General features: G+C 56.9%; 25 protein-coding genes and 3 tRNA genes. 26 read left to right on the top strand and 2 right to left on the bottom strand.

From position 1 onward, the window contains the following. Positions 1–236: 236 nt before the first annotated feature. The 4 genes from maoP (at position 237) to AB5Y97_RS05470 (ending at position 3,929) form a co-directional block, all read left to right on the top strand. Entirely contained in the window at positions 237–608 is a 372-nt protein-coding gene (gene maoP, locus AB5Y97_RS05455; protein ID WP_005337527.1) for a DUF413 domain-containing protein, read from the top strand. Next, positions 608–1,480 carry an HTH-type transcriptional regulator HdfR gene (gene hdfR, locus AB5Y97_RS05460; RefSeq protein WP_279498441.1) on the top strand — a complete coding sequence of 291 codons (873 nt, stop codon included), beginning with the start codon at positions 608–610 and terminating at the stop codon, positions 1,478–1,480. Before maoP ends, hdfR begins: the two co-directional genes overlap by 1 nt. A gap of 171 nt (positions 1,481–1,651) precedes the next feature. After that, positions 1,652–2,593 (top strand): hypothetical protein, encoded by a 942-nt coding sequence (locus AB5Y97_RS05465; RefSeq protein WP_368157332.1) that lies wholly within the window; start codon positions 1,652–1,654, stop codon positions 2,591–2,593. 145 nt (positions 2,594–2,738) lie between these two features. Continuing rightward, positions 2,739–3,929, top strand: a complete 1,191-nt coding sequence (locus tag AB5Y97_RS05470) for an amino acid aminotransferase (RefSeq protein WP_368157333.1) — start codon at positions 2,739–2,741, stop codon at positions 3,927–3,929. Positions 3,930–4,036: 107 nt separating this feature from the next. Here the strand turns inward: AB5Y97_RS05470 and AB5Y97_RS05475 are convergent, their stop codons facing one another. Next, a complete protein-coding gene (locus AB5Y97_RS05475) occupies positions 4,037–4,540 on the bottom strand; it encodes a DUF2062 domain-containing protein (RefSeq protein ID WP_368157359.1) in 504 nt (167 codons plus the stop codon). Further along, the gene (locus tag AB5Y97_RS05480; protein ID WP_368157334.1) at positions 4,534–5,052 is read right to left on the bottom strand and encodes a DUF2062 domain-containing protein; all 519 of its coding nucleotides are present in this window, start codon (positions 5,050–5,052) and stop codon (positions 4,534–4,536) included. The genes AB5Y97_RS05475 and AB5Y97_RS05480 overlap by 7 nt, the downstream gene beginning before the upstream one ends. A 27-nt stretch (positions 5,053–5,079) precedes the next feature. Between AB5Y97_RS05480 and AB5Y97_RS05485 the strand changes: the two genes are divergently transcribed. The 22 genes from AB5Y97_RS05485 to AB5Y97_RS05590 all read left to right on the top strand — a co-directional run bounded on the left by AB5Y97_RS05485 (position 5,080) and on the right by AB5Y97_RS05590 (position 24,055). Beyond that, on the top strand, positions 5,080–7,281 hold the full coding sequence (locus AB5Y97_RS05485) for a DNA internalization-related competence protein ComEC/Rec2 (protein WP_368157335.1): 2,202 nt from the start codon (positions 5,080–5,082) through the stop codon (positions 7,279–7,281). A 104-nt stretch (positions 7,282–7,385) separates the two neighbouring features. Then, complete coding sequence (gene msbA, locus AB5Y97_RS05490) at positions 7,386–9,149, top strand: lipid A ABC transporter ATP-binding protein/permease MsbA (RefSeq protein ID WP_005359702.1); 1,764 nt, start codon at positions 7,386–7,388, stop codon at positions 9,147–9,149. Next, positions 9,149–10,150, top strand: coding sequence for a tetraacyldisaccharide 4'-kinase (gene lpxK, locus AB5Y97_RS05495; protein ID WP_368157336.1), 1,002 nt, complete (start codon positions 9,149–9,151; stop codon positions 10,148–10,150). The genes msbA and lpxK overlap by 1 nt, the downstream gene beginning before the upstream one ends. A gap of 123 nt (positions 10,151–10,273) precedes the next feature. Beyond that, positions 10,274–10,462, top strand: a complete 189-nt coding sequence (locus AB5Y97_RS05500; RefSeq protein WP_005347033.1) for a Trm112 family protein — start codon at positions 10,274–10,276, stop codon at positions 10,460–10,462. Continuing rightward, positions 10,459–11,208 carry a 3-deoxy-manno-octulosonate cytidylyltransferase gene (gene kdsB / locus AB5Y97_RS05505; RefSeq protein ID WP_368157337.1) on the top strand — a complete coding sequence of 250 codons (750 nt, stop codon included), beginning with the start codon at positions 10,459–10,461 and terminating at the stop codon, positions 11,206–11,208. Before AB5Y97_RS05500 ends, kdsB begins: the two co-directional genes overlap by 4 nt. A gap of 212 nt (positions 11,209–11,420) precedes the next feature. Then, the gene (uvrY, locus tag AB5Y97_RS05510) at positions 11,421–12,065 is read left to right on the top strand and encodes a UvrY/SirA/GacA family response regulator transcription factor (RefSeq protein ID WP_005337448.1); all 645 of its coding nucleotides are present in this window, start codon (positions 11,421–11,423) and stop codon (positions 12,063–12,065) included. 127 nt (positions 12,066–12,192) lie between these two features. Beyond that, complete coding sequence (gene uvrC / locus AB5Y97_RS05515; protein ID WP_368157338.1) at positions 12,193–14,046, top strand: excinuclease ABC subunit UvrC; 1,854 nt, start codon at positions 12,193–12,195, stop codon at positions 14,044–14,046. 199 nt (positions 14,047–14,245) lie between these two features. Further along, positions 14,246–14,800, top strand: coding sequence for a CDP-diacylglycerol--glycerol-3-phosphate 3-phosphatidyltransferase (pgsA, locus tag AB5Y97_RS05520; RefSeq protein WP_031227442.1), 555 nt, complete (start codon positions 14,246–14,248; stop codon positions 14,798–14,800). A gap of 181 nt (positions 14,801–14,981) precedes the next feature. Continuing rightward, a tRNA-Gly gene (locus AB5Y97_RS05525) sits at positions 14,982–15,057 on the top strand. Between the two features lie 35 nt (positions 15,058–15,092). Beyond that, positions 15,093–15,166, top strand: a tRNA-Cys gene (locus AB5Y97_RS05530). A 41-nt stretch (positions 15,167–15,207) separates the two neighbouring features. Beyond that, a tRNA-Leu gene (locus tag AB5Y97_RS05535) sits at positions 15,208–15,294 on the top strand. Between the two features lie 89 nt (positions 15,295–15,383). Then, positions 15,384–16,406 (top strand): tyrosine-type recombinase/integrase, encoded by a 1,023-nt coding sequence (locus AB5Y97_RS05540; protein WP_368157339.1) that lies wholly within the window; start codon positions 15,384–15,386, stop codon positions 16,404–16,406. 192 nt (positions 16,407–16,598) lie between these two features. Next, complete coding sequence (locus AB5Y97_RS05545; protein WP_368157340.1) at positions 16,599–16,814, top strand: hypothetical protein; 216 nt, start codon at positions 16,599–16,601, stop codon at positions 16,812–16,814. Positions 16,815–16,943: 129 nt separating this feature from the next. Beyond that, the gene (locus AB5Y97_RS05550; protein ID WP_368157341.1) at positions 16,944–19,085 is read left to right on the top strand and encodes a VapE domain-containing protein; all 2,142 of its coding nucleotides are present in this window, start codon (positions 16,944–16,946) and stop codon (positions 19,083–19,085) included. A gap of 629 nt (positions 19,086–19,714) precedes the next feature. After that, positions 19,715–20,854, top strand: coding sequence for a phage major capsid protein (locus tag AB5Y97_RS05555; RefSeq protein ID WP_368157342.1), 1,140 nt, complete (start codon positions 19,715–19,717; stop codon positions 20,852–20,854). Between the two features lie 50 nt (positions 20,855–20,904). Then, the gene (locus AB5Y97_RS05560; RefSeq protein WP_368157343.1) at positions 20,905–21,429 is read left to right on the top strand and encodes an HK97 family phage prohead protease; all 525 of its coding nucleotides are present in this window, start codon (positions 20,905–20,907) and stop codon (positions 21,427–21,429) included. Positions 21,430–21,460: 31 nt separating this feature from the next. Continuing rightward, entirely contained in the window at positions 21,461–22,465 is a 1,005-nt protein-coding gene (locus AB5Y97_RS05565) for a phage portal protein (RefSeq protein ID WP_368157344.1), read from the top strand. After that, positions 22,462–22,749, top strand: a complete 288-nt coding sequence (locus tag AB5Y97_RS05570) for a head-tail connector protein (RefSeq protein ID WP_335829251.1) — start codon at positions 22,462–22,464, stop codon at positions 22,747–22,749. The genes AB5Y97_RS05565 and AB5Y97_RS05570 overlap by 4 nt, the downstream gene beginning before the upstream one ends. A gap of 14 nt (positions 22,750–22,763) precedes the next feature. Then, on the top strand, positions 22,764–23,066 hold the full coding sequence (locus AB5Y97_RS05575) for a phage head closure protein (RefSeq protein WP_368157345.1): 303 nt from the start codon (positions 22,764–22,766) through the stop codon (positions 23,064–23,066). 14 nt (positions 23,067–23,080) lie between these two features. Then, positions 23,081–23,260, top strand: a complete 180-nt coding sequence (locus AB5Y97_RS05580; protein ID WP_236356527.1) for a hypothetical protein — start codon at positions 23,081–23,083, stop codon at positions 23,258–23,260. A gap of 206 nt (positions 23,261–23,466) precedes the next feature. Beyond that, positions 23,467–23,727 carry a hypothetical protein gene (locus tag AB5Y97_RS05585; RefSeq protein WP_368157346.1) on the top strand — a complete coding sequence of 87 codons (261 nt, stop codon included), beginning with the start codon at positions 23,467–23,469 and terminating at the stop codon, positions 23,725–23,727. After that, a complete protein-coding gene (locus AB5Y97_RS05590) occupies positions 23,675–24,055 on the top strand; it encodes a phage terminase small subunit P27 family (RefSeq protein WP_216977918.1) in 381 nt (126 codons plus the stop codon). The genes AB5Y97_RS05585 and AB5Y97_RS05590 overlap by 53 nt, the downstream gene beginning before the upstream one ends. Positions 24,056–24,088 lie beyond the last annotated feature (33 nt).

Consider the following 24,088-nt stretch of genomic DNA (forward strand, 5'->3'; position numbering starts at 1 on the left):
CTTTATTTTTGCCTACACAGTCCAGAAAGTGACGTGTAAATTGGCTGCACGTTTACATAAGTTTATTATTTATCAACGTTTTTTGTGTGTTATGCCACAAAATCGGCGTCAGTGATGGGGCAAAGTGACATCGATAAAAGATATTTATTAACATAGTGAGAAAATTGATTTTGCACTCGGCGATGGCCTGATGATACTTGCCCGCAAAGGTCAAACTAACCAGAAAAAAGAGCACTATGAGCTTCGAATCAGACAAGCGTTTCAACGACTTCAAACATTTTCCCCGTGGCCTGCGTCGCAGTGGCGAATTCACTGTGGCCGAAGCGGACAGTCTGGAAAAGTATGGTACCGCCATGCTGGCACTCTACCAGGGCAACCTTGCACCCCGTGATGATGTCGAGTCCGCCTTCGTCGAGCAGGTCAAATCCGGCGCAGCCGGTGCCAACCCCCATGCCAAGGTGTGGTTCAAGTACCTCAAGGTGATCGGTCCCAAGCGCGTTCATCGCCTCTGCACCGTCGTTGGCGGCGCCAGCGAAGAGAGCAGCGGTGGCGGCAGCTTTGATGTCGGTGGTGGCAGCGGTGGTGGCAGTGACGAGTCCATCGATTAATGGATACCGAGCTGCTTCGGACCTTTATCGAGGTGAGCAAGACCCGGCACTTTGGCCGGGCTGCTGAAAATCTCTACCTGACCCAGTCGGCGGTGAGTTTCCGGATCCGCCAGCTAGAGCAGCAACTGGGTGTCAGTCTGTTTGCCCGTCATCGCAACAACATCCGCCTGACCGCCTCCGGTGAGCGTCTGCTGCCCTACGCAGACGCCATCTTGCACACCCTTGGTCGTGCCAAGCAGGATGTGGCGCTCTCGCCAGGATTCAGCCAGCAGTTGGCCATCGGCGCGCCCGCGGTGTTCTGGGAGCTCGATTTCAACGACTGGCTCAATCACATCTATGCATTGGCGCCCGGTTTGGCGGTGCGGCTGGAAACAGCCTCCCGCGAGCACCTCTGCCGCCAGTTGCTGGAGCGCTCCCTCGATCTGGCCCTGCTCTCCGAGCCCACCAAGATCGACGAGATTGCCCTGCATCCCATCGGTGAGCTGGTGTTCGAGCTGGTGAGCCGGGATCCGGCCGCCAAGGCCGACAACCTGATGCAGATGCCGCACATCCACCTCGACTGGGGCACCAGCTTCGAGCCGCAACCCAGCCGGTTGCAGAGCCTGCAAAAGACCCCGGTGCTGCACTCCAGCTCCGCCAGCATGGCGTTGCAGTTCGTGCTGGCCAACGGTGGTGCTGCCTACCTGCCACGGCGGATGGTCAGCCCCTTCCTCGAGAAGGGGGCGCTCCATCTGGTGGAGGGGGGCCAGCCGCTGAGCCGTCCGCTCTATCTCGCCTATCTGGAGAAATCCGATCGCCGGGAGCTGATCGATCAGTTGCTGACCCTGCCACTGGGTTGGCACGATGCCGAGTTGCGCCTCAACGTCGAATAAGCGTCGAGTGTTATCCAAGAAAGAGCCCACCCCACGGTGGGCTCTTCTGTTTGGAGCAGATTGCAGGGAGCGAGGTCACGTAATTGGCGCGGGAGGCTTGGCGTCATCGGCCTGTAACGGTACCTTTTCAGGCTGTTTATCCGATTGAGCACTGACAGGGATGGATTGTAATTGATCGACTTTAGTCACCCCGAATGGCGGGCGCTGGCGCAGCAGTTGCTGAGCCACTCACCTGTGGTGATCCGTGGCCGTCAGTGGCAACCGCTGGTGGGCCTGCTCAAGGATAACCAGCTGCTGCTTGCCCACGGCAACCACAGCTATGAGCTCACCCCGGCCGGGCGGCGCTATCTCACCCGCGAGCTGATGCTGGCCGAGATCGCCACCGCTCCCCCCGAGCCCGAGGAGTGGTTGCATGCTCAGGGCTGGCAATTGGGGGAGCAGGTCAACGAACGGGTGCTGGCGGCGCTCTATCGCAAGAGCGAAGTGAACTTCACCCCCAACGAGCAGATCGATTTCGAGGACAAGGGGATCCGGCTCTGTGCCGATCAGCTGTTGCGCTTGCGCGCCGCCCAGCCGTTCAGCCTCTTTTTCAGCGGCGGCACCCTGATCGACGCAGCCCCCTGGTTGCAGGCGCTGGGGGAGGTGGCGCTGCCCGAGCGCACCCTGGCGGGTCTTGGCAAGATCCTGTGGCGGGAGGGGAGCATCGAGCGGGTGATCACCACAGACAGCGTCGGCGCCTTTGCCGAGCTGCCTCTTGAACCCGGCACCTTGCTGGTGTGGGCACCCCCATCGGCTCCCCTTGCCTTGCAGCAGGTGGTGGCCGCCTTGCCCCCCAATGTGCTGTGGAGTCATCTCACCGCCCTCGACCCTGCCGGGGTGGATCGGCTGCAGGCGCTGGCCCAGAGGCTGGGTCGTCCGGCCAGCTGGTGGATGCCCCGTGATCTGGCCCCCATTCTCAGTGCATATGCCCAACCTTTGACTGAGGCCCGGCCTTGGGAGCCGAGCCGGATCCCCAAGCCATTGTTAGCAGTTTGTAGCGGTTTGGTTGAGTCCAATGGTGGCTTGTCGGCCGAGGTGTGCGCACTGGCGCCAGCGTGGCATGCCGTTGGTTGAAATTGGCCTGAAAGCGAGCCAAAAAGCGGTTTTCCCCCATTGAACGCGGTGATATAAAGAGTTGACGAAGCGCTCGCCAGATGAGCGCTTTTGTTTATCAAGCCGCTTTGCCACCCAACGAACTCAACGGAATACAGGGAATACCATGTTTGAAAAGGTTGTTGCCGCCCCAGCGGATCCGATCCTGGGCCTGACCGAATCCTTCCGCGCTGACTCTCGCAGCCACAAGATCAATCTGGGCGTAGGGATCTACAAGGACGAGTCCGGTGCCACCCCCATTCTTCACTGCGTCAAGAAAGCCGAGCAGAAGCTGCTGACCGACGAGAAGACCAAGAACTACCTCGGTATTGAAGGCAATATCGAATATGGCCGCATCGTGCAGCAACTGCTGTTCGGGCAGCATTCTGCGCTGGTTGCCAGCGGCCGCGCCAAGACCGCCCAAGCGCCGGGTGGTACCGGTGCCCTGCGTATCGCGGCCGAATTTGTAGTGCGCAACGGTCTGGCCAAGACCATCTGGATCTCCGATCCCACCTGGGCCAACCACGTCAGCGTATTCCAGGCCGCGGGCCTGACCGTCAAGTGGTACAAGTACTACGACGCCGCCACCAAGGGACTCGACTTTGCCGCCATGCAGGCCTCGCTGGCCGAAGTGCAGCCGGGTGAGCTGGTGCTGCTGCACGGTTGCTGCCACAACCCGACCGGTATCGACCCCACTAGCGATCAGTGGCGCGCGCTGGCCAAGCAGAGTGCTGCTGCCGGCTGGTTGCCGCTGTTTGACTTCGCCTATCAGGGTTTTGCCCGTGGTATCGAAGAGGATGCCGAAGGCCTGCGTATCTTCGCCGAGTGCCATGACGAGCTGCTGGTGGCGAGCTCCTTCTCCAAGAACTTCGGCCTCTACAATGAGCGGGTCGGCGCCTTCACGCTGGTCAGCGCGACCAAAGAGATCGCCGATGTGGCCTTCACCCAGGTCAAGACAGTGATCCGTGCCAACTACTCCAACCCGCCGTCACACGGCGCCGCTGTGGTCACCGCCGTGGTGAGCGATCCGGCTCTCTATGCCGAGTGGGTCGAAGAAGTGGCTGCCATGCGGGTGCGTATTCGCGAGATGCGCGAACTGCTGGTCGAGAAGCTGGCTGCCCTCGGCGTAAGCCAGGATTTCAGCTTTATCCGCGAGCAGAACGGCATGTTCTCCTTCTCCGGCCTCTCCAAGGATCAGGTTGAGCGCCTCAAGAGTGAATTTGCCATCTACATCGTCGGCTCAGGCCGGATCAGCGTAGCCGGTATTACCCGCGCCAATATCGATCCCCTGTGCGAGGCGATCGCCAAGGTGCTGTAATCGCATCGCCTTGTGCTCTGGCACTATGCCATGAAAAAGCCCGTCACCTTGGTGACGGGCTTTTTTGATCGCCAACGGCTGATCGCCAAACAATCGCAAGGGGGGATTCAGTGGTGGCGGACGCCTTGCCACAGCTTGCGCAGTTGCAACAGCAGCGCGGTCAGGGCACCGCCGCTCAGGGCGGTGAGTACCGCCAGCAGCAGGCTGCCGAGCAGGAAGGGGGGCACCAGAGTGGCCGCCTCCTGCTCCAGCCAGTGGAGGGTCCAGCTGAGGTGGAAAGGCTCCGGCGTCTGGTGCAGTACCAGACAACCGGTGCGATAGGCGTAGAGGTACATGAACGGCAGGGTCAGCGGATTGTTGAACCAGACCGCCAGCAGTGCCAGCGGCAGGTTGAGGCTGAATGCCAGCGCCAGACCGACTGCGATGAGCGAGTGCATCGGGATTGGGAACCAGCAGGCGAAGATCCCGGCCGCCACCGCGCCGCTCAGGGCGCGAGTGCCCCCTTGCCAGAGAGCTGGGGCAAGCAGTCGCTCACCAAACAGGGCAAACCACTTCTGCTGGCGAAGCGTCTCGGGATCTAGCTTGAAGCGGGCAAACCAGCGACTCAGCATGGGCGTGCCATCTTGCGTTTTTGCCACTGGTGCACCGTGCTGATCCGCCAGAAGGTGCGGATCAGGGTGTAGCCGATAAGGGAACTGAGCAGGGCCAGGATCAGCGAGCCCAGCAACAGCGGCGGTGCCACTGTGCCCAGTACCGAGACCAGCCAATCCCAGGTGAACTCAATCTCTATCTGCTGCGCTGAATGTCCCAGCAGCTGGCAACCCACCAGATAGGCACCATAGAGCAGGGGCGGCATGGTAAAGGGGTTGGAGAGCCAGACCAGCGCCACCGAGAGCGGCAGATTGACTCGGCACAGGATGGCGCCACCGGCGGCCAGCAGCATCTGGCAGGGGAGCGGCACCCAGGCCATGAAGAGGCCCACCGCAAAAGCCCCGGCGGCCGAGCGGCGGTTGAGGTGCCAGAGGTTGGCATCGAGCAGCAGTTTGCCGAACAGCCGCAGGTGCTTGTGTTCTTTCAGGGTTTGCTGATCGGGCATCCAGCGTTTAATGAGTCGTTTGGGCATATTGAAACCTTGCTAAATACTTGCTCCATGGATCTGCGTCTGTTGTCGTTTGCCCTGGGGGCAAGCTCCTCACTGCTCTGGCCATGGTTACCTTCACTCGCATGGGGGGGCCTGTTGCTGTCCCTGCTGATCCCCCTTGCATATTGCCGTGCCTGGCGGTGGCTGTTTCTCCTGCTCGGCATCCTCTGGATGCAGGCCAATCTTGCCTATCGGCTGGCCTGGCTGGAGCGGTTGGGCGATCAGACGAGCCACATGATAACCGCAGAGCTGCAAAGTACAGAGCCCGAGGGGGATAAATTTGTCCGGCTGCTGCTGCGGGTGAGCACCCTCGACGAGCAACCGGTGACACCTGAGCCCCTGATCCGGGTCAATGCCTATCAGGCATTACCCGCCATGACAGTAGGCAGCCGGATCACCCTGGTGACCTCGTTGAAACCGGCTCACGGTCTGGCCAACGAGGCGGGGCTGGATGGGCGGCGTCTGCTGCTGGGCAAGGGGATCACCGCCACCGGCAATCTGCGTCGGGTGATAGATATTCAACAGGCACCTGTGGGGTGGCGCGAACGCTGGTTGGGCGCGGCGACCGAGAGTTGGCGTCCGCTTGACCATGCCCCCTTGCTGGCGGCGCTCACTTTTGGCGAGCAGAGCGGCATCACGGATGCCCAGTGGGAGCTGTTTCGCGGCAGCGGCCTGACCCATATCATCGCCATCTCAGGGCAACACATCGCGCTGGTGGCGGTGCTCGGGTGGTGGTTGGGCAGGTTGTTTGGCCTGCGCGGCGCCATCATCACCTCCCTGCTGTTTGCCGCCGTCTACAGCGCGTTGGCGGGGTTTGCGGTGGCGACCGAGCGGGCCCTGATCATGGTGCTGGTGTGGAGTGTGCTGCGCTGGAGCCGGCGGGAGTGGCCGGCCTGGCGCATCTGGCTGTGGGCCTTTGTTGTGCTGACCCTCTGGGATCCCTTCGCCCTCTATTCGGCCGGCTTCTGGCTCTCGTTTCTGGCGGTGGCCATCCTGCTGCTGGTGGGATATGTCCACGACAAACCGGGGCTCTGGCAGATCCAGCTCTGGCTGCTGCTCGGTCTGCTGCCGCTGCAACTGGCGTTGTTCGAGGGGATAGCGCCCCTTGCCATGGTGATCAACCTGTTGGCGGTGCCGCTCTTTTGTATCGCCATCATCCCGCTGGCCCTGATCGGTGTGCTGCTGGCGCCTCTATACACCTCGCTTGCCTACGGCCTGTTCTGGCTGGCGGATCTGGGGCTCGGGTGGGTGTTGACGATCCTGAGCTGGCTGGCCGATCAACTGCAACTGTGGTGGCCACTGCCCGGCTGGTGGCTGCCGCTCTGCTCCCTGCTGTTGCTGCTCTGGTTCGCCGCGCAGTGGCGCCCGGCACGCTGGCTCTGGTTACCGGGCGCCCTTGCGCTGGTGTTGGCGTGCTGGCCTGCTCCCGCCCGCTGGGAAATGCGGGTGCTGGATGTGGGGCAGGGGCTGGCGGTGCTGATCAGCAAGGGGGAGCGCGCCATCCTCTATGACACCGGCGATCGCTATCCCGGAGGCTACAACATGGCGGACGCTGTGATCCTGCCCCAGCTGAGCCATCTGGGGATCCGGGTCATCGATCGCCTCATCATCAGCCACAAGGATCGGGACCATGCCGGCAATCGCAAGCGACTGCTCAGCGCCATGCCGGTACGTCACGAGCTCTCCTCTTACCCCTTCAGTGAGGGAACAACGCTCTGCCAGCGTGGGCAACAGTGGCGCTGGCAGGGGCTCTCGTTTGCATTGCTCTGGCCCGAGCGCCCCGGTGGCGGGCGCAATAACGATGGCTGCGTGGTGCGTATTAGCGATGGTCAGCGCAGCGTGCTGCTCAGTGCCGATATCGAGCGGCAGGCAGAGCTGCGACTGGTGGCGCTGGAGGGAGATGGGTTGGCCAGCACCTTGCTGGTGAGCCCCCATCATGGCAGTCGCACCTCCTCCACGCCCCCGTTTGTCGCGGCGGTGGCGGCAAAGGATGTGATCCACAGCGCCGGTTTTATGAACCAGTGGGGCTTTCCCCGTCCCGATGTGGTGGCCCGCTATCGGGATGCCCGCCAGTGGATCACCGGTCAGCAAGGGGCGATGCTGGTCGAACCCACCGCAGCGGGCTTGAGCGTCACCGCCGAGCGAGATCTGGGGCCCTGGTATCGGCGAAGTGGTGAGTGGTGGCGACCGCGAGTGCGGTTTGAGCAATAATCCGCCATTTCTGCCGTGTAGGAATGCGATATAGGTGGCGGCGCTTGGTGTAAGCCTGCGCTTTGGCTAGAATAGCCCGTCATTTCCATTACTAACGGCTATTCATGCAACAAGAAACCTCACAAGAGAGCTGGCCAGTATTCAAACGCCTGCTCGGTTATGTCCGTGATCGCAAGCTGGGCCTGGTCGGTGGCATCATCGGGATGCTGGGCTACGCCGCCGTGGATACCACCTTTGTCTACTCCATCAAGCCGCTGATCGATCAGGGCATCAATGGCAACGACAGCACCGTTTTGAAATGGATGCCTTTCTTCGTCCTCGGCATCGTGGCCCTGCGCGGTGTCGCCAACTTTCTCTCCAACTACTGCATGGCCTGGGTCGGCAACCATGTCGTGATGCGTCTGCAACAGCAGGTGTTCAATCACATGGTTGCAATGCCGATGAGCTTCTTCGATCGCCAGAACACCGGTCATCTGCTCTCCAAGGTGACCTATGACGCCAGTCAGGTCTCCTCGGCGGCGAGCACCACGCTGGTGACCCTGGTGCGGGAAGGGGCGACCGTGGTCGGTCTGCTCGGCCTGATGTTCTGGCACTCCTGGCAGCTGTCGGTGATCTTTTTGGTGGTTGGCCCGCTGGTGGGGGTCATCATCGGCCTTATCAGCCGTCGTTTCCGCCAGATCAGCCGTCATATCCAGCAGGCGGTGGGGGATATCACCACCTCCACCGAGCAGATGCTCAAAGGGCACAAAGAGGTGCTGATGTTTGGTGGCCAGAAGGTGGAAGAGAAACGCTTCTTCCAGGTCAGCAACAACATGCGCCAGCAGACCATGAAGATGGTCGCCGCCGATGCCATCGGCAGTCCTGTGGTGCAGATGGTGGCCTCCATCGCGCTGGCTGCCTTCCTCTACGTCGCGACCATTGACAGCGTCAAGTCAACTCTGACTGCCGGTACGTTTACCGTCATGATCACCTCCATGATGATGCTGCTCAAGCCGCTGAAAAGCCTGACCGATGTCAACAACCAGTTCCAGAGGGCCATCACCGCCTGCCACAGCCTGTTTGGCCTGCTCGACACCGAGCCGGAGCAGGATACCGGCACCCGTACTCTGGAGCGTGCCCGCGGCGAGATCGAGTTTCGCAACGTCACCTTCACCTACCCGACCAAGGATACTCCGGCGCTGCACAACGTCAGCTTCAAGGTGGAGGCGGGTAAATCGGTGGCGCTGGTGGGCCGTTCCGGCTCTGGCAAGAGTACCATTGCCAGCCTGTTGACCCGCTTCTACGACATCGATCAGGGCGAGATCCTGCTGGACGGCATCAACATCCGCGAATACAAGTTGAGCGAGCTGCGCAAGCAGTACGCGCTGGTCTCCCAGCATGTCCACCTGTTCAACGACTCGGTGGCCAACAACATCGCCTACGCGGCAGAAGACAAATACAGCCGCGACCAGATCGTGCAGGCCGCCCGTATCGCTCATGCCGACGAGTTCGTCAGCAAGATGAGTAACGGGTATGACACTGTGGTTGGCGAGAACGGTGCATCCCTCTCCGGTGGTCAGCGCCAGCGTGTTGCCATTGCGCGGGCTTTGCTGCGCGATGCGCCGGTTCTGCTGCTGGATGAGGCCACCTCGGCCCTCGATACCGAGTCCGAGCGCCACATTCAGGCGGCTATCGACGAGCTTTGCAAGGCGCGTACCTCGCTGGTGATCGCCCACCGTCTCTCCACCATCGAGAAGGCGGACGAGATCCTGGTGATCGACGAAGGTCATATCGTCGAGCGCGGCAACCACGAAGCATTGATGGAGCAGCGCGGCACCTATGCCCAGCTGCGCGCCATTCAGTTTGGCAACGCGGGAAGCAAGGCCTGATGCTGGAACGGCTCTGGTATCGCAAAAGTGGCTGGCGCTGGTTGCTGGCCCCCTTTGCCCTGCTGTTTGCCATCATCAGCGGCACCCGCCGCTACGCCTATCGTCACGGTTGGCGCAAGGGGTATCGCTCCTCCTTGCCGGTGCTCGTGGTGGGCAATATTTCGGTGGGGGGCAACGGCAAGACGCCGGTGGTGGTCTGGCTGGTGGAGCAGTTGCAAGCCCGTGGCTATCGACCCGGGGTGGTGAGCCGTGGTTATGGCGGCAAGGCGCCCTATTATCCCTATCGTCTGGATGAGACCAGCACCACGGCGCAGGCTGGAGATGAGCCTGTGCTGATTGCCCGGCGCTGCGGCTGCCCCGTGGTGGTTGCCCCGAAACGAGCCGATGCGGTACGACTGCTGGAGCAGAGCGGTGAGGTGGATATCATCATCACCGATGACGGCCTGCAGCACTACGCGCTGGCCCGCGACATCGAGCTGGTGGTGGTGGATGGTGCCCGTCGTTTCGGCAATGCCTGCCTGCTGCCCATGGGGCCGCTGCGCGAGCCGGTCACTCGCCTCAAACGGGTGGACGCCATCATCTGCAACGGCGGCGAGCCGGGCAAGGGGGAGTACCCCATGCAACTGGTCGCCGACACCCCGCGCCGGGTGCGCGACGATGCACCGCTGGCCGCCCCCTTGTCGGGGCCGGTTGATGCGCTGGCGGGGATCGGTCATCCGCCCCGCTTCTTTGCCACCCTGGAAGGGCTCGGCTATCAGCTGGAGCAGCAGGCCGCCTACGGCGATCATCACCCCTTCGATCGGGATGAGCTGGTGGGCCGCTTTGCCAGCAAGCCGTTGCTGATGACCGAGAAGGATGCGGTCAAGTGCCGCGCGTTTGCCCTCGATAACTGGTGGTATCTGCCGGTCAGTGCCGAGTTGCCCGCCTCCTTGCTCGATACCTTGTTGCACAAGCTGAACACGAGTGGAAAGGCGCAAGGCGTAACCAAGGCACAAGATTAATCTCTCTTGCCTGAGCGGGGGAGAAGTGGACCAATAGCGGTCCCGTATGGAATATCTGGTTGCTCGACATCCATCGCTGGCGTGATGAAGCTGCCAGCGCGACATCGTTGAAGGAGTATCGTTTTGGCTTTGGACATCAAGTTGCTCGACATCATCGCCTGCCCGGTCTGCAAGGGTAAGCTGCACTACAACAAAGCAGTTCATGAGTTGGTCTGCCGCTTCGACAAGCTGGCCTATCCGCTGGAGGAGGGGATCCCGGTACTGCTGGAGAACCGTGCTCGTCCGCTCAATAGCGACGAGCTGCCGTCATGAGTTTCGTCGTCGTCATTCCTGCCCGCTATGCGTCAACTCGTCTGCCGGGCAAGCCGCTGGCGGATATCCATGGCAAGCCCATGGTGCAGCACGTGGTGGAGAAAGCCCTGCAATCGGGGGCCGATCGGGTGATCGTTGCGACCGATGACGAGCGGGTACAGCAGGCACTGCTGACCACCGGCGTCGAGGTGTGCATGACCTCACCGGATCACCAGTCCGGCACCGAGCGTCTGGCCGAGGTGTGCCGTCACTACGGCTTTGCCGCCGATACCATCATCGTCAATGTGCAGGGGGATGAGCCGCTCATTCCGCCCGCCATCATTCGTCAGGTAGCGGATAATCTGGCCGCCGCCACGGCGCCGATGGCGACCTTGTCGGTGCCGATCAAGGATGCCGAAGAGGCGTTCAACCCGAACGCAGTGAAAGTGGTGACTGACAAGGATGGCTACGCCCTCTACTTCAGCCGCGCCAGCATTCCCTGGGATCGGGATCGCTTTGCCAAGAGCCATGAGCAGATTGGTGACCACTACCAGCGTCATATCGGTATCTACGCCTATCGCGCCGGCTTTATCCAGCGTTACGTAGACTGGGCACCGAGCGTGCTGGAGCAGGTCGAGGCGCTGGAGCAGCTGCGGGTGCTCTGGTACGGGGAGAAGATCCACGTCGCCCAGGCCCTTGAAGCGCCGCCGGTCGGGGTGGATACCCAGGCCGATCTGGAGAAGGTGCGCACCTTTTTGGCCAAGTGATGGCCACAGCACTAACGTCATGAAAAACGGTGTCGCAAGGCACCGTTTTTTGTTTTGAAAATTTATATAATTATTTGATTTTAAACGCTAAACATGGGTTTTCTCAAACTTTTGGCGTGCATGGTTTGCCAAAGCGACGAGTTTGGTTATGATGCAAGACGCCCTGTTAACCCTAACCGGGCGGCTAAAACGAGATAAAACGGGGTGTTTGGGTGATAAATGTATTCCTGGTCGATGATCATGAGCTGGTGCGTACAGGGATAAGACGCATTCTTGAAGATGTGCGCGGGATCAAGGTGGTGGGTGAGGCACAGAGCGGCGAGACCGCAGTTACGTTCTGTCGCCAACACCATCCGGACGTGATCCTGATGGACATGAACATGCCGGGTATTGGTGGTCTGGAAGCGACCCGCAAAATTCTGCGGATCCGCCCCGATGTGCGCATCATAGTGCTGACCATTCATTCAGAAAATCCGTTCCCCACCAAGGTGATGCAGGCAGGCGCCGCCGGTTACCTGACCAAGGGGGCTGCCCCTGACGAGATGATCCAGGCGATCCGGTTGGTGCACTCCGGTCAGCGCTACATCTCCCCGGAGATTGCCCAGCAGATGGCCCTCAGCCAATTTGCCTCCGCTGACGAGAATCCCTTCAAGTCCCTCTCCGAGCGCGAGCTGCAGATCATGATGATGATCACCAAGGGGCAGAAGGTGACCGATATCTCCGAGCAGCTCAACCTGAGCCCGAAGACGGTCAACAGCTACCGCTATCGTCTGTTCAGCAAGCTGGGGATCAACGGTGACGTGGAACTGACCCATCTGGCCATTCGCTATGGCATGCTGGATGCCGATACCCTCTAATCGGGTGGCGTGTGGTCACAAAGGCGGCGAGTGCCGCCTTTTTGCTTTTCTGCCCTTTTGCTTTTCAGGCGGCGGGGGCAGTATGCTCTGCCCGTCAATTTTTGCCTTTGTGTGAGCCGAGTAGCTGATGACCCTCTCTCCCGAACCTCTCTTCGACAGCAAGGCGTTTCTGAGCGCCGTCACCCATCAAAGTGGCGTCTACCGCATGTATGACAGCGGTGGCACCGTGATCTATGTGGGCAAGGCCAAGGATCTGAAAAAGCGGCTCGCCTCCTACTTTCGCACCAACGTCGACAGCATCAAGACCCGCACCCTAGTGCGACAGATCGCCGATATCCAGGTCACCGTCACCCACACCGAGACCGAGGCGCTGATCCTCGAGCACAATCTCATCAAGCAGTACCAGCCCCGTTATAACGTGCTGCTGCGGGACGACAAATCCTACCCCTGGATCATCATCACCGCGCACCAGCATCCGCGTATCGGCGTCCATCGCGGCGCCCGCAAGGTGAAGGGGGAGTACTTCGGCCCGTACCCCTCTGGCGGCGCGGTGCGCGAGAGCTTGCACCTGATGCAGAAAATATTTCCGGTACGCCAGTGCGAGGATGCGGTCTATGCCAACCGCACCCGTCCCTGCCTGCTCTATCAGCTCAAGCGTTGCGTCGGCCCTTGTGTACCCGGGTTGGTGAGCGAGGCCGAATATGCCCAGCAGGTGGAGCTGGCCAAGCTGTTTCTGGCGGGCAAGAACCAGCAAGTGATTGGCGAATTGGTGGGTAAGATGGAGTCCGCCAGTGGTGATCTGCGCTTTGAAGAGGCGGCTCGCTATCGGGATCAGATCCTGGCGCTGCGTCGGGTCACCGAACCGCAGTCGGTGAGCGGCAACGTGCTGGACGAGCTGGATGTGGTGGGGGTGGCCTTAGAACAGGGGGCGGCTTGCATCCATGTGCTCTTTATCCGTCAGGGCAAGGTGCTGGGTTCGCGCAGCTACTTCCCGAAAGTGCCGGCCGATACCCAGCTCGACGAGGTGGTGCAATCCTTCCTGCTGCAGTTCTATCTGTCGGGGCAGGGGGGACGGCAGATCCCGAGCGAGGTGCTGCTCGACGTGGCGTTGGAGGACGAGAGCGTCATCGCCGAGACCCTGAGCCAGACCGCAGGTTACAAGGTGCGGGTGGTGAGCCGTACCCGCGCCGAACGGGCCCGCTTTATCAAGCTCGCCTCCATCAACGCCGAGACGGCGCTGCGCTCGCGGCTGGCTCACAAGAGCACCATCACCGCCCGCTACGACCAGCTGGAAGAGCTGCTGGAGCTGGAGCGCCCCATCGCCCGCATGGAGTGTTTCGATATCTCCCACACCATGGGGGAGCGCACCGTGGCCTCTTGCGTGGTGTTCAACCGGGAGGGGCCGCTCTCATCGGAATATCGTCGTTTCAACATCGACGGTATCACTGGCGGTGATGACTACGCGGCCATGGAGCAGGCGCTGGAGCGCCGCTTTGGCAAGCAACAGGAGCCGGACAAGGTGCCGGATGTGCTGTTTATTGACGGTGGCCTCGGCCAGTTGCGCCGCGCCGAGGAGATCCTGGCCCGTCAGCTGGAGTTCCTCGGCGGCAAATATCCGCTGCTGGTGGGGATTGCCAAGGGGGTCACCCGCAAGGCGGGGTTGGAAACACTCATCATGGGGGAGAGCCACGAAGAGCTGCATTTGCCGGCAGATATGCCCGCTTTGCACCTTATTCAGCATATTCGCGATGAATCCCACCGTTTTGCCATTACCGGCCACCGGGCCAGACGGGCCAAGGCCCGCACCAGCAGCAGTCTGGAGGATATTCCGGGGGTGGGGCCAAAGCGGCGGCAGGCGCTGCTCAAATATCTGGGCGGCCTGCAGGAGGTCAAAAAGGCGAGCGTGGATGAACTGGCCAAGGTACCCGGCATCAGTCAGGAGCTGGCCCAGACCATCCACGACGGCTTGCACAGCGCCTGAGTATGGTTAGCAGCATGGCAAAATCGCTAACTCTTTGATGCACAAGAGCCGTGACGCGGGGGGGCCGTAAATGCCATAATGGCCCTCGCATTTTGAGAAGATTGATGGATTAAAAAGACCAAGACGGGCGCCAGTGCGGTTGCATCGCAAATCGGCTTTGGCGCACTATGTAGCGACGTACAAGAAGTGGCTGAAAATAATGACAAACATACCTAACCTGTTGACGTTTTTCCGGATTTTGCTCATTCCCGTCTTCGTCATCCTGTTCTATCTGCCTTATCAATGGTCCTATCTGGCTGCCGCCATCATCTTTATTCTGGCCGCTGCCACCGACTGGTTTGATGGCTATCTGGCCCGCAAGCTCAATCAGTCCACCGCCTTTGGCGCCTTCCTTGACCCGGTTGCCGACAAGATCATGGTCGCTGCCGCACTGGTGGTCATCGTCGAACACTACAACACCATCTGGGTGACCATCCCCGCCATGACCATGATTGGCCGCGAGATCATCATCTCCGCCCTGCGCGAATGGATGGCCGAGCTCGGCAAACGCTCCTCGGTGGCGGTCAGCTGGATTGGCAAGTGGAAGACCATGATCCAGATGGTGTCGCTCACCGGCCTTATCTGGCAATACAACGTCTGGATGGTGTGGCTCGCCTATGTGATGCTCTATGTCGCCACCGTGCTCACCTTCTGGTCGATGTTCCAGTACATGAAGGCCGCCTGGGGCGATCTGACCCACCACGCCAACTTGTGAGTCACCCGCGCTGCAAGGTGAGGTTTCCGCTGATTTGAGGCAGGAAACGGCCAAAGGCGCTAAAACTGTTCAAAAAGGGTAAAAAATGCCCGAACGATCAGGTAATTAAATATTTCTGGTTGACTGGGCGAGGAACATCGCTAGAATGCGTCCTCGTAGTCAGGCAGTCAGCCAGACCAATGCGGGAATAGCTCAGTTGGTAGAGCACGACCTTGCCAAGGTCGGGGTCGCGAGTTCGAGTCTCGTTTCCCGCTCCAAATTCAGACAATAGAGAGCCAACTCTCTTTTGCATGGCGCGTTAGCAAAGCGGTTATGCAGCGGATTGCAAATCCGTTTAGTCCGGTTCGACTCCGGAACGTGCCTCCATATTGACAAGCCCGCCACGCGAGCTTGATACCGATTGCGGTGCCCGAGTGGTGAAATCGGTAGACACAAGGGATTTAAAATCCCTCGCTTTTCGAGGCGTGCCGGTTCGATTCCGGCCTCGGGCACCATTAAGTTGATGATTTTAAAAGAAAAGCTCTAACTCTGTCAGTGCGAGTCAACATCCCATTAGGCGCAATCAGGCGTAAGGATGTTGAAAATGGCAAAAGTACAAGAACGACAAGGCGCAAAAGGTAAAACCTACCGTGTGGAATTCATGCGGGAGGGTTCTCGCGTATCTAAAACATTTCGGCTTAAAAAAGAGGCGGAAAAATTCGCCGCTTTAATCACCCTCAATGCTGACTTGGCCGGAACATTGGCTAACGTCACGCTCAACTCGTTAACCCTCCAAAATGCTATAGCTGAGTACCTCGACCAGCACACAGGCAAAGACCCCAACGTGAAAGGGCGTCTCAACTGGTGGGCCTGTGCGCTTGGTGCAGACAAGCTAATCGGCAAAATCACAAAACAAGACGTTAAAAAGTGCCTTCAGTCGATGCTTGATGATGGCATGGCTACGGCTACCCATAATCGGTACAAGTCCGCGCTGTCCTCCGTGTTCGAGTTCATAAACGACCGCTACGACTGCCAGCACAACCCAGCCCGCCAGATCAAACAAATCAAAGAAGCCCGCCAGCGTGAGAGATTCGCATCCCGTGAGGAACTGGAGCGACTATTAGCAGCTTGCAAGGTTAGCCAGTGGGAGCGCCTGCACTTACTGGTACTGATGGCCGTCAGCACTGGGGCTCGCCGTTCTGAGCTCCTGGGGCTACGCTGGAACGCGATCAACTTTCAAGACAAGACTGCATACCTGAGCGACACCAAGAACGGCACAGACCGTGTTTTGCCGCTTACTGGTGACTGTCTGAACGAGCTGGCCGCCTTTCGTGAGATCGGGAATGGCTGGTTGTTCCCGCACCCTGATGATCCCCTATTCCCTTTCAAGCACTTCGACAAGCATTGGTACGCCGCATTGGCACAGGCAGAGATCACCGGCTTGGTGTTCCACGGTCTGAGACACACCACCGGCAGTTACCTGGCTATGAGTGGACAACCTCTGTCGGTGATTAAAGAGGTACTGGGCCACAAGACCATTGTCACGACCCAGCGGTACGTTCACCTCTCCGTTGAGAGTAAAAAGGCAGCGGTGGATGAAGTTTTTGGAAATATTTTAAATAAATAATGACCGGATAAAACGGAATCTAATTAAATGTTTTTTCATTCAGTTAGATATTAAAAGAGTTATTTTGTAAAAATATATATTTACGTTTTTAATGTATAAAAACAGGGGGTTGCAATGCGAATCACAGTGAACCAATATATCAACTGTTGGCTCGCACTGACTTATTTAAATCAATTATCTGAGGGTATACATATGAACAACCAAATTCATGAACTTGCTATTGATCTTAATAACTGGACACCGATCCGCAATGCCAATATCCCCGGCATGAACTATCAACAGCTTGTACGCTGTTTGCGTAAGCGTGATGAAGACGAGGGTTTGCGTAAGTGCTGCCGCGAAGTGGGTAACCGCTTGTTTCTCAATAAGCCGCTTTTTGGTCTGTGGATGGCGGGGCTACTGCAATGAAAAAAGGCTCCAATGTATCCACACTGGAGCCTTTACCCTTTCAACTATGTATCCACACCATTAAAAGGTTTTTGCCGATTTCCAACGTTTTGCAAGAGCGTTGGAAAACACAAAGCCACTGGAGCAGCTATGCTTTTAAATAATATTGCACCACCGCCGCCTAGTCAAGGCGACTGGTTAGATAAACAGCTACACGATCTTAGTGATCAGTATGATCTGATTCCTGTTCGAGCTTTACCTTGCATACCTGGGAAAAAACCTGAATTCACGCCGGCGAAGTATGCCAACGGGGAGAAGTACCCCATCCAGCATACCGAGTGGTCACGGGCTTGTAGAGACTGGGTAGGCATAAGACTTAACAGGCTTGTTCTGGTCGATTGGGACGGCTACAAGCCGGAATCTATTAGCTTTGACACACTGGCAGAGGCTTTAGGTTTCACAGGCGATGAGTTAATGACACATTGTGTCCAGTGGAACGCTGAAAGCACCTCGTTGCACTTCCTTTTCGTTATGCCGGACTGGGTGAGTGTAGAAGAATTCAAACAAGCAAATAACGGAAAATGGCTTGCTGGAGTAGATATAAAAACAGGCAATCAGCTTGCCTATGTGAAAGCCTCGAAATTAAATAGGATTACCGGATTTACTCCCACCGAGGCCCCGCCTGTTGTGCTCGCTGCTCTAAAAATAGAGGGTACGGCGAGCACTCATGTTAATACAAACCACACGCTTGACGCTGAAGCTGTCCGTATTATTAACAAGTGTGATCCTGATGCTGGATATGATGATTGGATGACAGTTATCACGGGCACTGTTGACCAGTACGGGCACGGGGAGGAAGTGATCAACACTCTGGACAACTGGAGCAGCAAAAGCGCCAAGTATTCCGGCAGAGCTGAGATTGAATCGAAGGTGAGAAGCATAACCCGAGGCGGCGGCAAGACATGGGGAAGCGTGAAACATATAGCAGGGGAAACGAGAGCCCAAGTTATCCCTATTCGACAGAATGCAACTGAAGCTTTTAAAGGCTACCAGCTACCGCCAGACTCGCCAAAGCTGGTTGGGATGATGCGTGAGTATCCCTATCCGGATAGGACATTCGACAAGGCTAATAAACCGCTACAAACAAGCGACAATCTGAAGACATTGCTAAAGAACATGGGGATTCAAATCGCCACCAATAAGATGAACCTTAACCTGGACATTGAACAAGATGGCCGGATAGTTGAGCCGAGTTTTGAAGCTTTGAGATCAATGCTTATAGATGAGGCGCAAAAGACCGGTCTCCCCATCCAGACGATTGATTACCACCTAGCCGCCATCGGAGAGCAAAACAGTTATCACCCTATCGCAGCGGCACTCGATGGCAAGCACTGGGACGGCGTAGAGCGGGTGCAGCGTGTTCTCGATTGCTTGCCCTGCACTGACCCACCGCACAAAGACACAGTTTTCAAAAAGTGGTTTATAGCGGCAATGGCGGCGATCTACGAGCCTTCATTCTCCGCGAAATTGGTGCCTGTGCTGAAGGGGGGACAATCGACCAGAAAATCTGCTTTCCTGTCTCGTGTCTGTTCCATCGTGGAGGGGAGCTTTCTACCTGAGGCCAGTCTGGATGCTGAGAACAAGGATTCTGTGATCGCTGTGGCAAGCCACCACATTGTTGAGCTATCGGAGCTTGAGCGTACAACTCGCAAAGAGGCTGGGGCGCTCAAGGCACATATCACAAAGGACGTGGACACATTCCGAGCACCATACGCCCGCAGCGCTATTAACAAGAGAAGGCAAGGCGTTTTCGTTGGCACGGTCAATGATGACGAGTTTTTCAAGGACACCACGGGTAACAGCCGCTTTGCTGTTATCGAGCTAACAGGCAAGATCAGCCTGGACGCAGTTAACGATATTCTCGGGTATTCCTACGATAATGGACGGGTTAGGCAGACGGACAGAGAGCAACTTTTACAATTCTGGCTTGAGGTCAAACACTGGTATGACACCGGTTGGAGTTGGGTACTCACCGATTCAGAGTCAGAACACAGTGAGGCCAACAACAGCAGGTTCATGGTGAAGGGCGATTATTATCACCTCATCATGGAGAAGATAGAGCTATGGTGGCCCAATGATACCGTGGGCGTCAGTGCCGCCGAAGCCTGCTACAGGCTGGGCCTAAATGCCAGCTATGCGCGGAAGGTGGGTAAAGACTTGGCACAGATGGAGAAGGATGGGCTGTTGAAGCGTGGAGACGGACGTAACCGACGAACATATTTCAAAGCGTAATATCCTGGGCTCACCAATCGGTGGGCCTTTTTTATGGGATTCGGTGACATGGTGACATGGCGTGACATGACGATTTTTTTCCCATGTCACGCCTACAACCCGCGCCACACTTGGGTTTGCTGTAATCGGTGACATGGTGACATGACTTTCTAATAGAGTAGATATGAGTAACAGGTAATAGGGGTATATAGAGGGGTATAGGGGGTATATAGGGAAAACTCACGTCACCATGTCACCACGTGGAGCAAACCCAGCAGTGGCGCGGGTTACAGCCCGATAGTGCTCATGTCACCGTCATGTCACGCCATGTCACGCCATGTCACCGAACACCAAAGCAACACGCATAATTTTGAATGTACTTAGTGAATATTGAATAAACCCATCAAGATTTTCACTCAATGAAACAATCATTCCTCCGTATGACCCGGATATCGACCGGCGCCATCCTCAAATTTTCGTACACGACCATTTCAGCGAACGCTTGTACTCTCAATGGTAAAAACCTCTAGTAACAACTCTTACATAAGTCATTGAATTATAAGAAATTAACTCCTTGATCGGGAATTATCTCGGTGCTAGCTTGTGGACTGTCAGATGACAAACTTGTAACCCGATATCGAGGTCTTTTTATGAAAATTGAGCTTCTTAAACGGTCTCTGAACGAGACCCGAGAGCAAATGAAAGCCTTGCTGGTCAAGGCTGAGAGCGAAACCCGCAGCATGGATCAGCAAGAGCTGGCTAAATTCGATGAGCTGAAAGGCAAAGCTGAGTCACTGAAGGCCACCATTCAGGCCGCCGCTGACTTGGAAGAAACCGAACTGCGGGCAATGCCGAGCCAAAGCGACAGTGGGGCGACCAAACCGGCACCGACCCGTGACGAGCTGAAAGCCTGGCTGGTCGATGGTGCGGTTTCCGAGCGAAGCATGACCACCACAACCGGTGCCGCTGTAGTCATTCCGGCAGTGCAGAAAAGCATTCAGGAAAAGATGGTTGCAGCGTCACCGATCCGCCGTTTGGCTGCTGGTTTTACCACTGACGCGCTGAAGTTCGGCGTACCTGTGGAAGTGACTGCTGCTGACGTGCTCCCTGGTGACGAGACCACTGTACGTGGCGAGACCGCAGCGCCAACCGTGGAGCTTGCCGAGGCAACACTCGTGGAGCATTACGCACAACCGATGGTGTCCCAGCGCATCCTTGACGGTAACGGCGGCGGCTATGACCTTGAGGGCTTTTTGAATTCAGCCGTAGCTAAGGCGTATATCCGCAATGATAACGACCTTCATGCCAAAACCCTGAACAACGCCGTGGAAGACCCCGCTGCATTTACCTTTGGCAAAGTCCGCCTGGCTGGCTCCCTGACCGGTAGTGATATCAGCGTGATCCTGAAAGAGCTCCGCGCAGCTACTAAGGTTCTCCCCCTGGTGCACCGTTCCAATGCTCAATGGCTGGTTGCATCCGATGTGGTGACTTCGTTTTCCAACTTGGAAGACTCCACCAAGCAACCCCTTTGGGGCAGTGTCGAGGGCGGCGAAGGAACTGCATTGCTGGGCTATCCGGTGAACGAGTGCGAAGAACTGGCACCTGGCACCATGTATTTGGCGAGCTGGAAAGATGCGCTGTTTGTCGTGGACAACCCCGCAGGCGGCAACCTCCGCGATCCATACAGCAAGAAGGGATACGTCTCTCTTTATAGCTGGATGTATAGCGGCAGCCAACTGACTGACCCCGAGGCAATTATCAAGGTCAAAGTCACCGTCACCGCGCCGTAATGACTGAGATTGGCCCCTGTAATGGGGGCCTCTTTTGAAAGGGGAAAAGTATGAATATTGAAACCCGAGTATCAAAACTAGGCGCTGAGAGTGGCAAGCTCGTTGGTGTTGCAATTGCTTATGGCACCCGTTCGCAAGACCTGGGCGGCTTTGTCGAGATCATCGAGCCTGGCGCTTTTTCCAAGCATCTTGCGACTAATCCAGACGTTCGAGCCCTGTACGAGCACGACAAGAAAGACCTATTGGGCAGGACAGCCAGCGGCACCCTGAAACTGAGCGATTCACCGCAGGGGCTTGCCGTCGAGATAGACCCGCCAGCGACCCGAGCTGGTAGCGATTGCGTGGAGCTGGTGAAGAGGGGCGACCTGTCAGCAATGAGCTTTGGATTCTCCGTGGTAAAGGACGCCTGGGATCAGCGAGCAAAGCCGCCTGTGCGCCGTGTAATTGAGGCCAGATTGCACGAGGTCACGATTACAGCTAGTCCGGCCTATCTCACATCCTCGATTGCTCTACGCAGCGCCCAAGGGGCTCTCAACGCAACAGAAAAAGCGTGGTGCGACTATGTGGCCCTTTAATCGTAAGTCTGAGGTAGTCGAAACCCGCTCCATGAGTGTCGAGGCTTTCATTGATGCAGTGACCCGAGTCAATAGCAGTTCGGGCGTGAGCGTGACCAGTGAGAGCGCCAACGGTCTGGCCGCTGTGTTTGCTGCTATCAGCTTTATTAGCAAGCAGGTTTCAGGCTATCAACTGACCGCCGCTAATCAGGCAGTGGAACAGCTCCTTACTGTTTCGCCTGATGACGTAATGACAGCTCACAGTTTCAAAATGGCGCTGATGCAAAACCTATTGCAGCACGGTAACGCCTTTGCTCGCATTCACTGGGGTTTGACCGGCTGGCCGGAACGCCTTGAGTTTATCGCCTCGCACCGTGTGGGCGTGAACGTTGACCAGAGTCACACGCTCCGCAATTACTGGATCGATGGCAAGGCCGAGCTGGTCAAAAACGTGGTGCACTGGAAAATTCACAGCCTGGATGGGCTCGTCGGTCGCTCGCCTGTCACAGTAGCCCGTGACGCTATCGGTTTGGGATTGGCGCAGCAGAAGCAGGCAGCAGACCAGCAGGCCAACGGATTGAAGCCGAGCGGTATTATTGAATTCCCTGGCTATCTCAACAGTGAAAACGGCAAGAAATTTAAGGCGAGCCTTTCCGAAAGAAATCCTGGGGAAACCCTCGTACTGGAAGGGGAGGCCAAATGGAAAGCGGTCAGCCAGTCTAACGCTGATGCCGAATTCATCGAAAGCAGGAAATTTAGTGTTATCGAGGTGGCGCGTATTTTCGGGATCAGCAAGATATTTTTACAAGCTGATGAAGGTGGCGCGAGATATGACAATTTGGGCAGCGAGCAGCGTTCCTTAATGCTTAACACTATTAGCCCTTATCTTGACCTGATTTCAGCGGAACTTAGTCTAAAGCTGATGGTGCCTTGCTCGTTTAAACAAATGGACTTGTCTCGCCTTGACGCAAAGACCCGTTTCGATATTTATAAAACTGGTGTTGAGATTGGCGCATTGACTCCGGAAGAAATTAAATCGGCGGAGGGTTTTAAATGATCACTCTCGAATTAGTGAAAGAGCATTTGCGATTACCCGCAGTGACAGCAGAGGATAACATCCTGACGCTTTATATCGCGGCCAGTGTTGATGCAGCAAGCCACCATATCGGTGAGCCGGTAGTAAATGACAGCACGATGAAGCCGAGCATAAAGGCAGGTTGTTTGCTTCTGATTGGCACGCTGTACGAGGCCAGAGCCGATACCACCGAGTTACAGCGCCACGCAGTACCGCAGACCGTGGAACGTTTATGGAGTGCTCACCGGATTCATGGGGTTTACTGATGGACAGAGGTCGATTGAATAAGCGCGTAACCATACTTGAGCAGGAACAGGGGACAAACGACTGGGGCGAACCTGTTGAAATTTGGACGCCGGTTGTTACCTGTTGGGCGAATGTTCGCTACATGTCGGGCAAAGAGGTAATCGAGAACCAATACCAGTTCAGTGAGCAGGTAATAACAGTCGTTATGGATTACTCGCCTGCTGTATTGCCAAAACATTTCATTGAAGTAGATGGGAAGCGCTTCTCCATTCAGTCTGTGGCACCAGATGCGACAGATAAATATATGAACGTCACAGCTAAACAACACATCCAATAAACGAGGTCATAAATATGAAAAAAGAGATTCAGGTAATAGTTCGACGTGGGCGCTTGGTTGAGTTTGAGGATAAAATTCCTCGCCCGGAGGGAACCCTTGTTAAAGATAATGTCGTTTTCTTAGGGCTGTGGAAGTGCGTAGTTGAATATATCAATCAAGACACGATTGGCCTACAGATAGTGAATATCAAATGATTCATCGGTGCGCTTACCCTGGATGTGGATTGCGCATAAACGAGAGTGATCGCGGGCGGTGTGATAAGCACCCCCGCTCATTTACCCGAGTTCGTAAGCTACACAGCAAACAATATGGAAGTGCATCATGGAAAAGAGCGAGAGCAGCATTTATTCAGGTGTACCCGCTTTGTCTGATTTGTTTTCTGGAGGGAGTGATCACGCCAGTGGACGAGGTGGATCACATCATCCCGCTGGACGACAACAGCGACTTGGAGCACCTCACGCACCCAAGCGGATTGGCAGGGCTGTGCAAGTCGCACCACGCCGCGAAAACAAGAAATGACGGTAATCCAGCAGCACTGGAGCAATACCGCCAACGAATAGAACAAGCCAAGAGGTTATACAATGAACAAAATGCCACCGATGCCACCGATGCCACCGAAGAAGCCCAGTTCCACCGTGGTGAAATATCCGCGACCATCTAACCCGAAGCTATTGGGCAAGGTGGGGCAAGCAACCTGGAAGCGCCTGATCCCGCTCCTGGTGAACCCGACCGATGGTGACTTGCAGTTACTGGAGCAGCTTTGTATTCAGACCAGTGTAAACCAGCAAGCAGCAGAAGACATCCAGACCCACGGCACTCGTGCGACCAATGCGGCAGGCAGTAGTATCGCGAACCCGTCTTGCAACCTGTTCAACAGCACTAGCAAGCAGATCCTGCACCTGAACAAAGCTCTGGGCCTGAATGCGATGACCAAGCACGTGAGCCGTATGCCTCAACCGGATGAAGATGATGGCTTTGACCAGATCTGATGACCGCCCGTGGCACCGTTACGCGCTAGCAAT

The sequence above is a fragment of the Aeromonas sp. R10-2 genome (assembly GCF_040908445.1).
Classification (GTDB): Bacteria; Pseudomonadota; Gammaproteobacteria; order Enterobacterales; family Aeromonadaceae; genus Aeromonas; species Aeromonas veronii.

What these genes read in the sequence shown, in the direction of transcription:
- maoP (WP_005337527.1), top strand. Translation starts at nt 237, where the DNA reads ATGAGCTTCGAATCAGACAAGCGTTTCAACGACTTCAAACATTTTCCC.
- hdfR (WP_279498441.1), top strand. Translation starts at nt 608, where the DNA reads ATGGATACCGAGCTGCTTCGGACCTTTATCGAGGTGAGCAAGACCCGG.
- AB5Y97_RS05470 (WP_368157333.1), top strand. Translation starts at nt 2,739, where the DNA reads ATGTTTGAAAAGGTTGTTGCCGCCCCAGCGGATCCGATCCTGGGCCTG.
- AB5Y97_RS05475 (WP_368157359.1), bottom strand. Translation starts at nt 4,540, where the DNA reads ATGCTGAGTCGCTGGTTTGCCCGCTTCAAGCTAGATCCCGAGACGCTT.
- AB5Y97_RS05480 (WP_368157334.1), bottom strand. Translation starts at nt 5,052, where the DNA reads ATGCCCAAACGACTCATTAAACGCTGGATGCCCGATCAGCAAACCCTG.
- AB5Y97_RS05485 (WP_368157335.1), top strand. Translation starts at nt 5,080, where the DNA reads ATGGATCTGCGTCTGTTGTCGTTTGCCCTGGGGGCAAGCTCCTCACTG.
- msbA (WP_005359702.1), top strand. Translation starts at nt 7,386, where the DNA reads ATGCAACAAGAAACCTCACAAGAGAGCTGGCCAGTATTCAAACGCCTG.
- lpxK (WP_368157336.1), top strand. Translation starts at nt 9,149, where the DNA reads ATGCTGGAACGGCTCTGGTATCGCAAAAGTGGCTGGCGCTGGTTGCTG.
- kdsB (WP_368157337.1), top strand. Translation starts at nt 10,459, where the DNA reads ATGAGTTTCGTCGTCGTCATTCCTGCCCGCTATGCGTCAACTCGTCTG.
- uvrC (WP_368157338.1), top strand. Translation starts at nt 12,193, where the DNA reads ATGACCCTCTCTCCCGAACCTCTCTTCGACAGCAAGGCGTTTCTGAGC.
- pgsA (WP_031227442.1), top strand. Translation starts at nt 14,246, where the DNA reads ATGACAAACATACCTAACCTGTTGACGTTTTTCCGGATTTTGCTCATT.
- AB5Y97_RS05540 (WP_368157339.1), top strand. Translation starts at nt 15,384, where the DNA reads ATGGCAAAAGTACAAGAACGACAAGGCGCAAAAGGTAAAACCTACCGT.
- AB5Y97_RS05545 (WP_368157340.1), top strand. Translation starts at nt 16,599, where the DNA reads ATGAACAACCAAATTCATGAACTTGCTATTGATCTTAATAACTGGACA.
- AB5Y97_RS05550 (WP_368157341.1), top strand. Translation starts at nt 16,944, where the DNA reads ATGCTTTTAAATAATATTGCACCACCGCCGCCTAGTCAAGGCGACTGG.
- AB5Y97_RS05555 (WP_368157342.1), top strand. Translation starts at nt 19,715, where the DNA reads ATGAAAATTGAGCTTCTTAAACGGTCTCTGAACGAGACCCGAGAGCAA.
- AB5Y97_RS05560 (WP_368157343.1), top strand. Translation starts at nt 20,905, where the DNA reads ATGAATATTGAAACCCGAGTATCAAAACTAGGCGCTGAGAGTGGCAAG.
- AB5Y97_RS05565 (WP_368157344.1), top strand. Translation starts at nt 21,461, where the DNA reads ATGAGTGTCGAGGCTTTCATTGATGCAGTGACCCGAGTCAATAGCAGT.
- AB5Y97_RS05570 (WP_335829251.1), top strand. Translation starts at nt 22,462, where the DNA reads ATGATCACTCTCGAATTAGTGAAAGAGCATTTGCGATTACCCGCAGTG.
- AB5Y97_RS05580 (WP_236356527.1), top strand. Translation starts at nt 23,081, where the DNA reads ATGAAAAAAGAGATTCAGGTAATAGTTCGACGTGGGCGCTTGGTTGAG.
- AB5Y97_RS05590 (WP_216977918.1), top strand. Translation starts at nt 23,675, where the DNA reads ATGCCACCGAAGAAGCCCAGTTCCACCGTGGTGAAATATCCGCGACCA.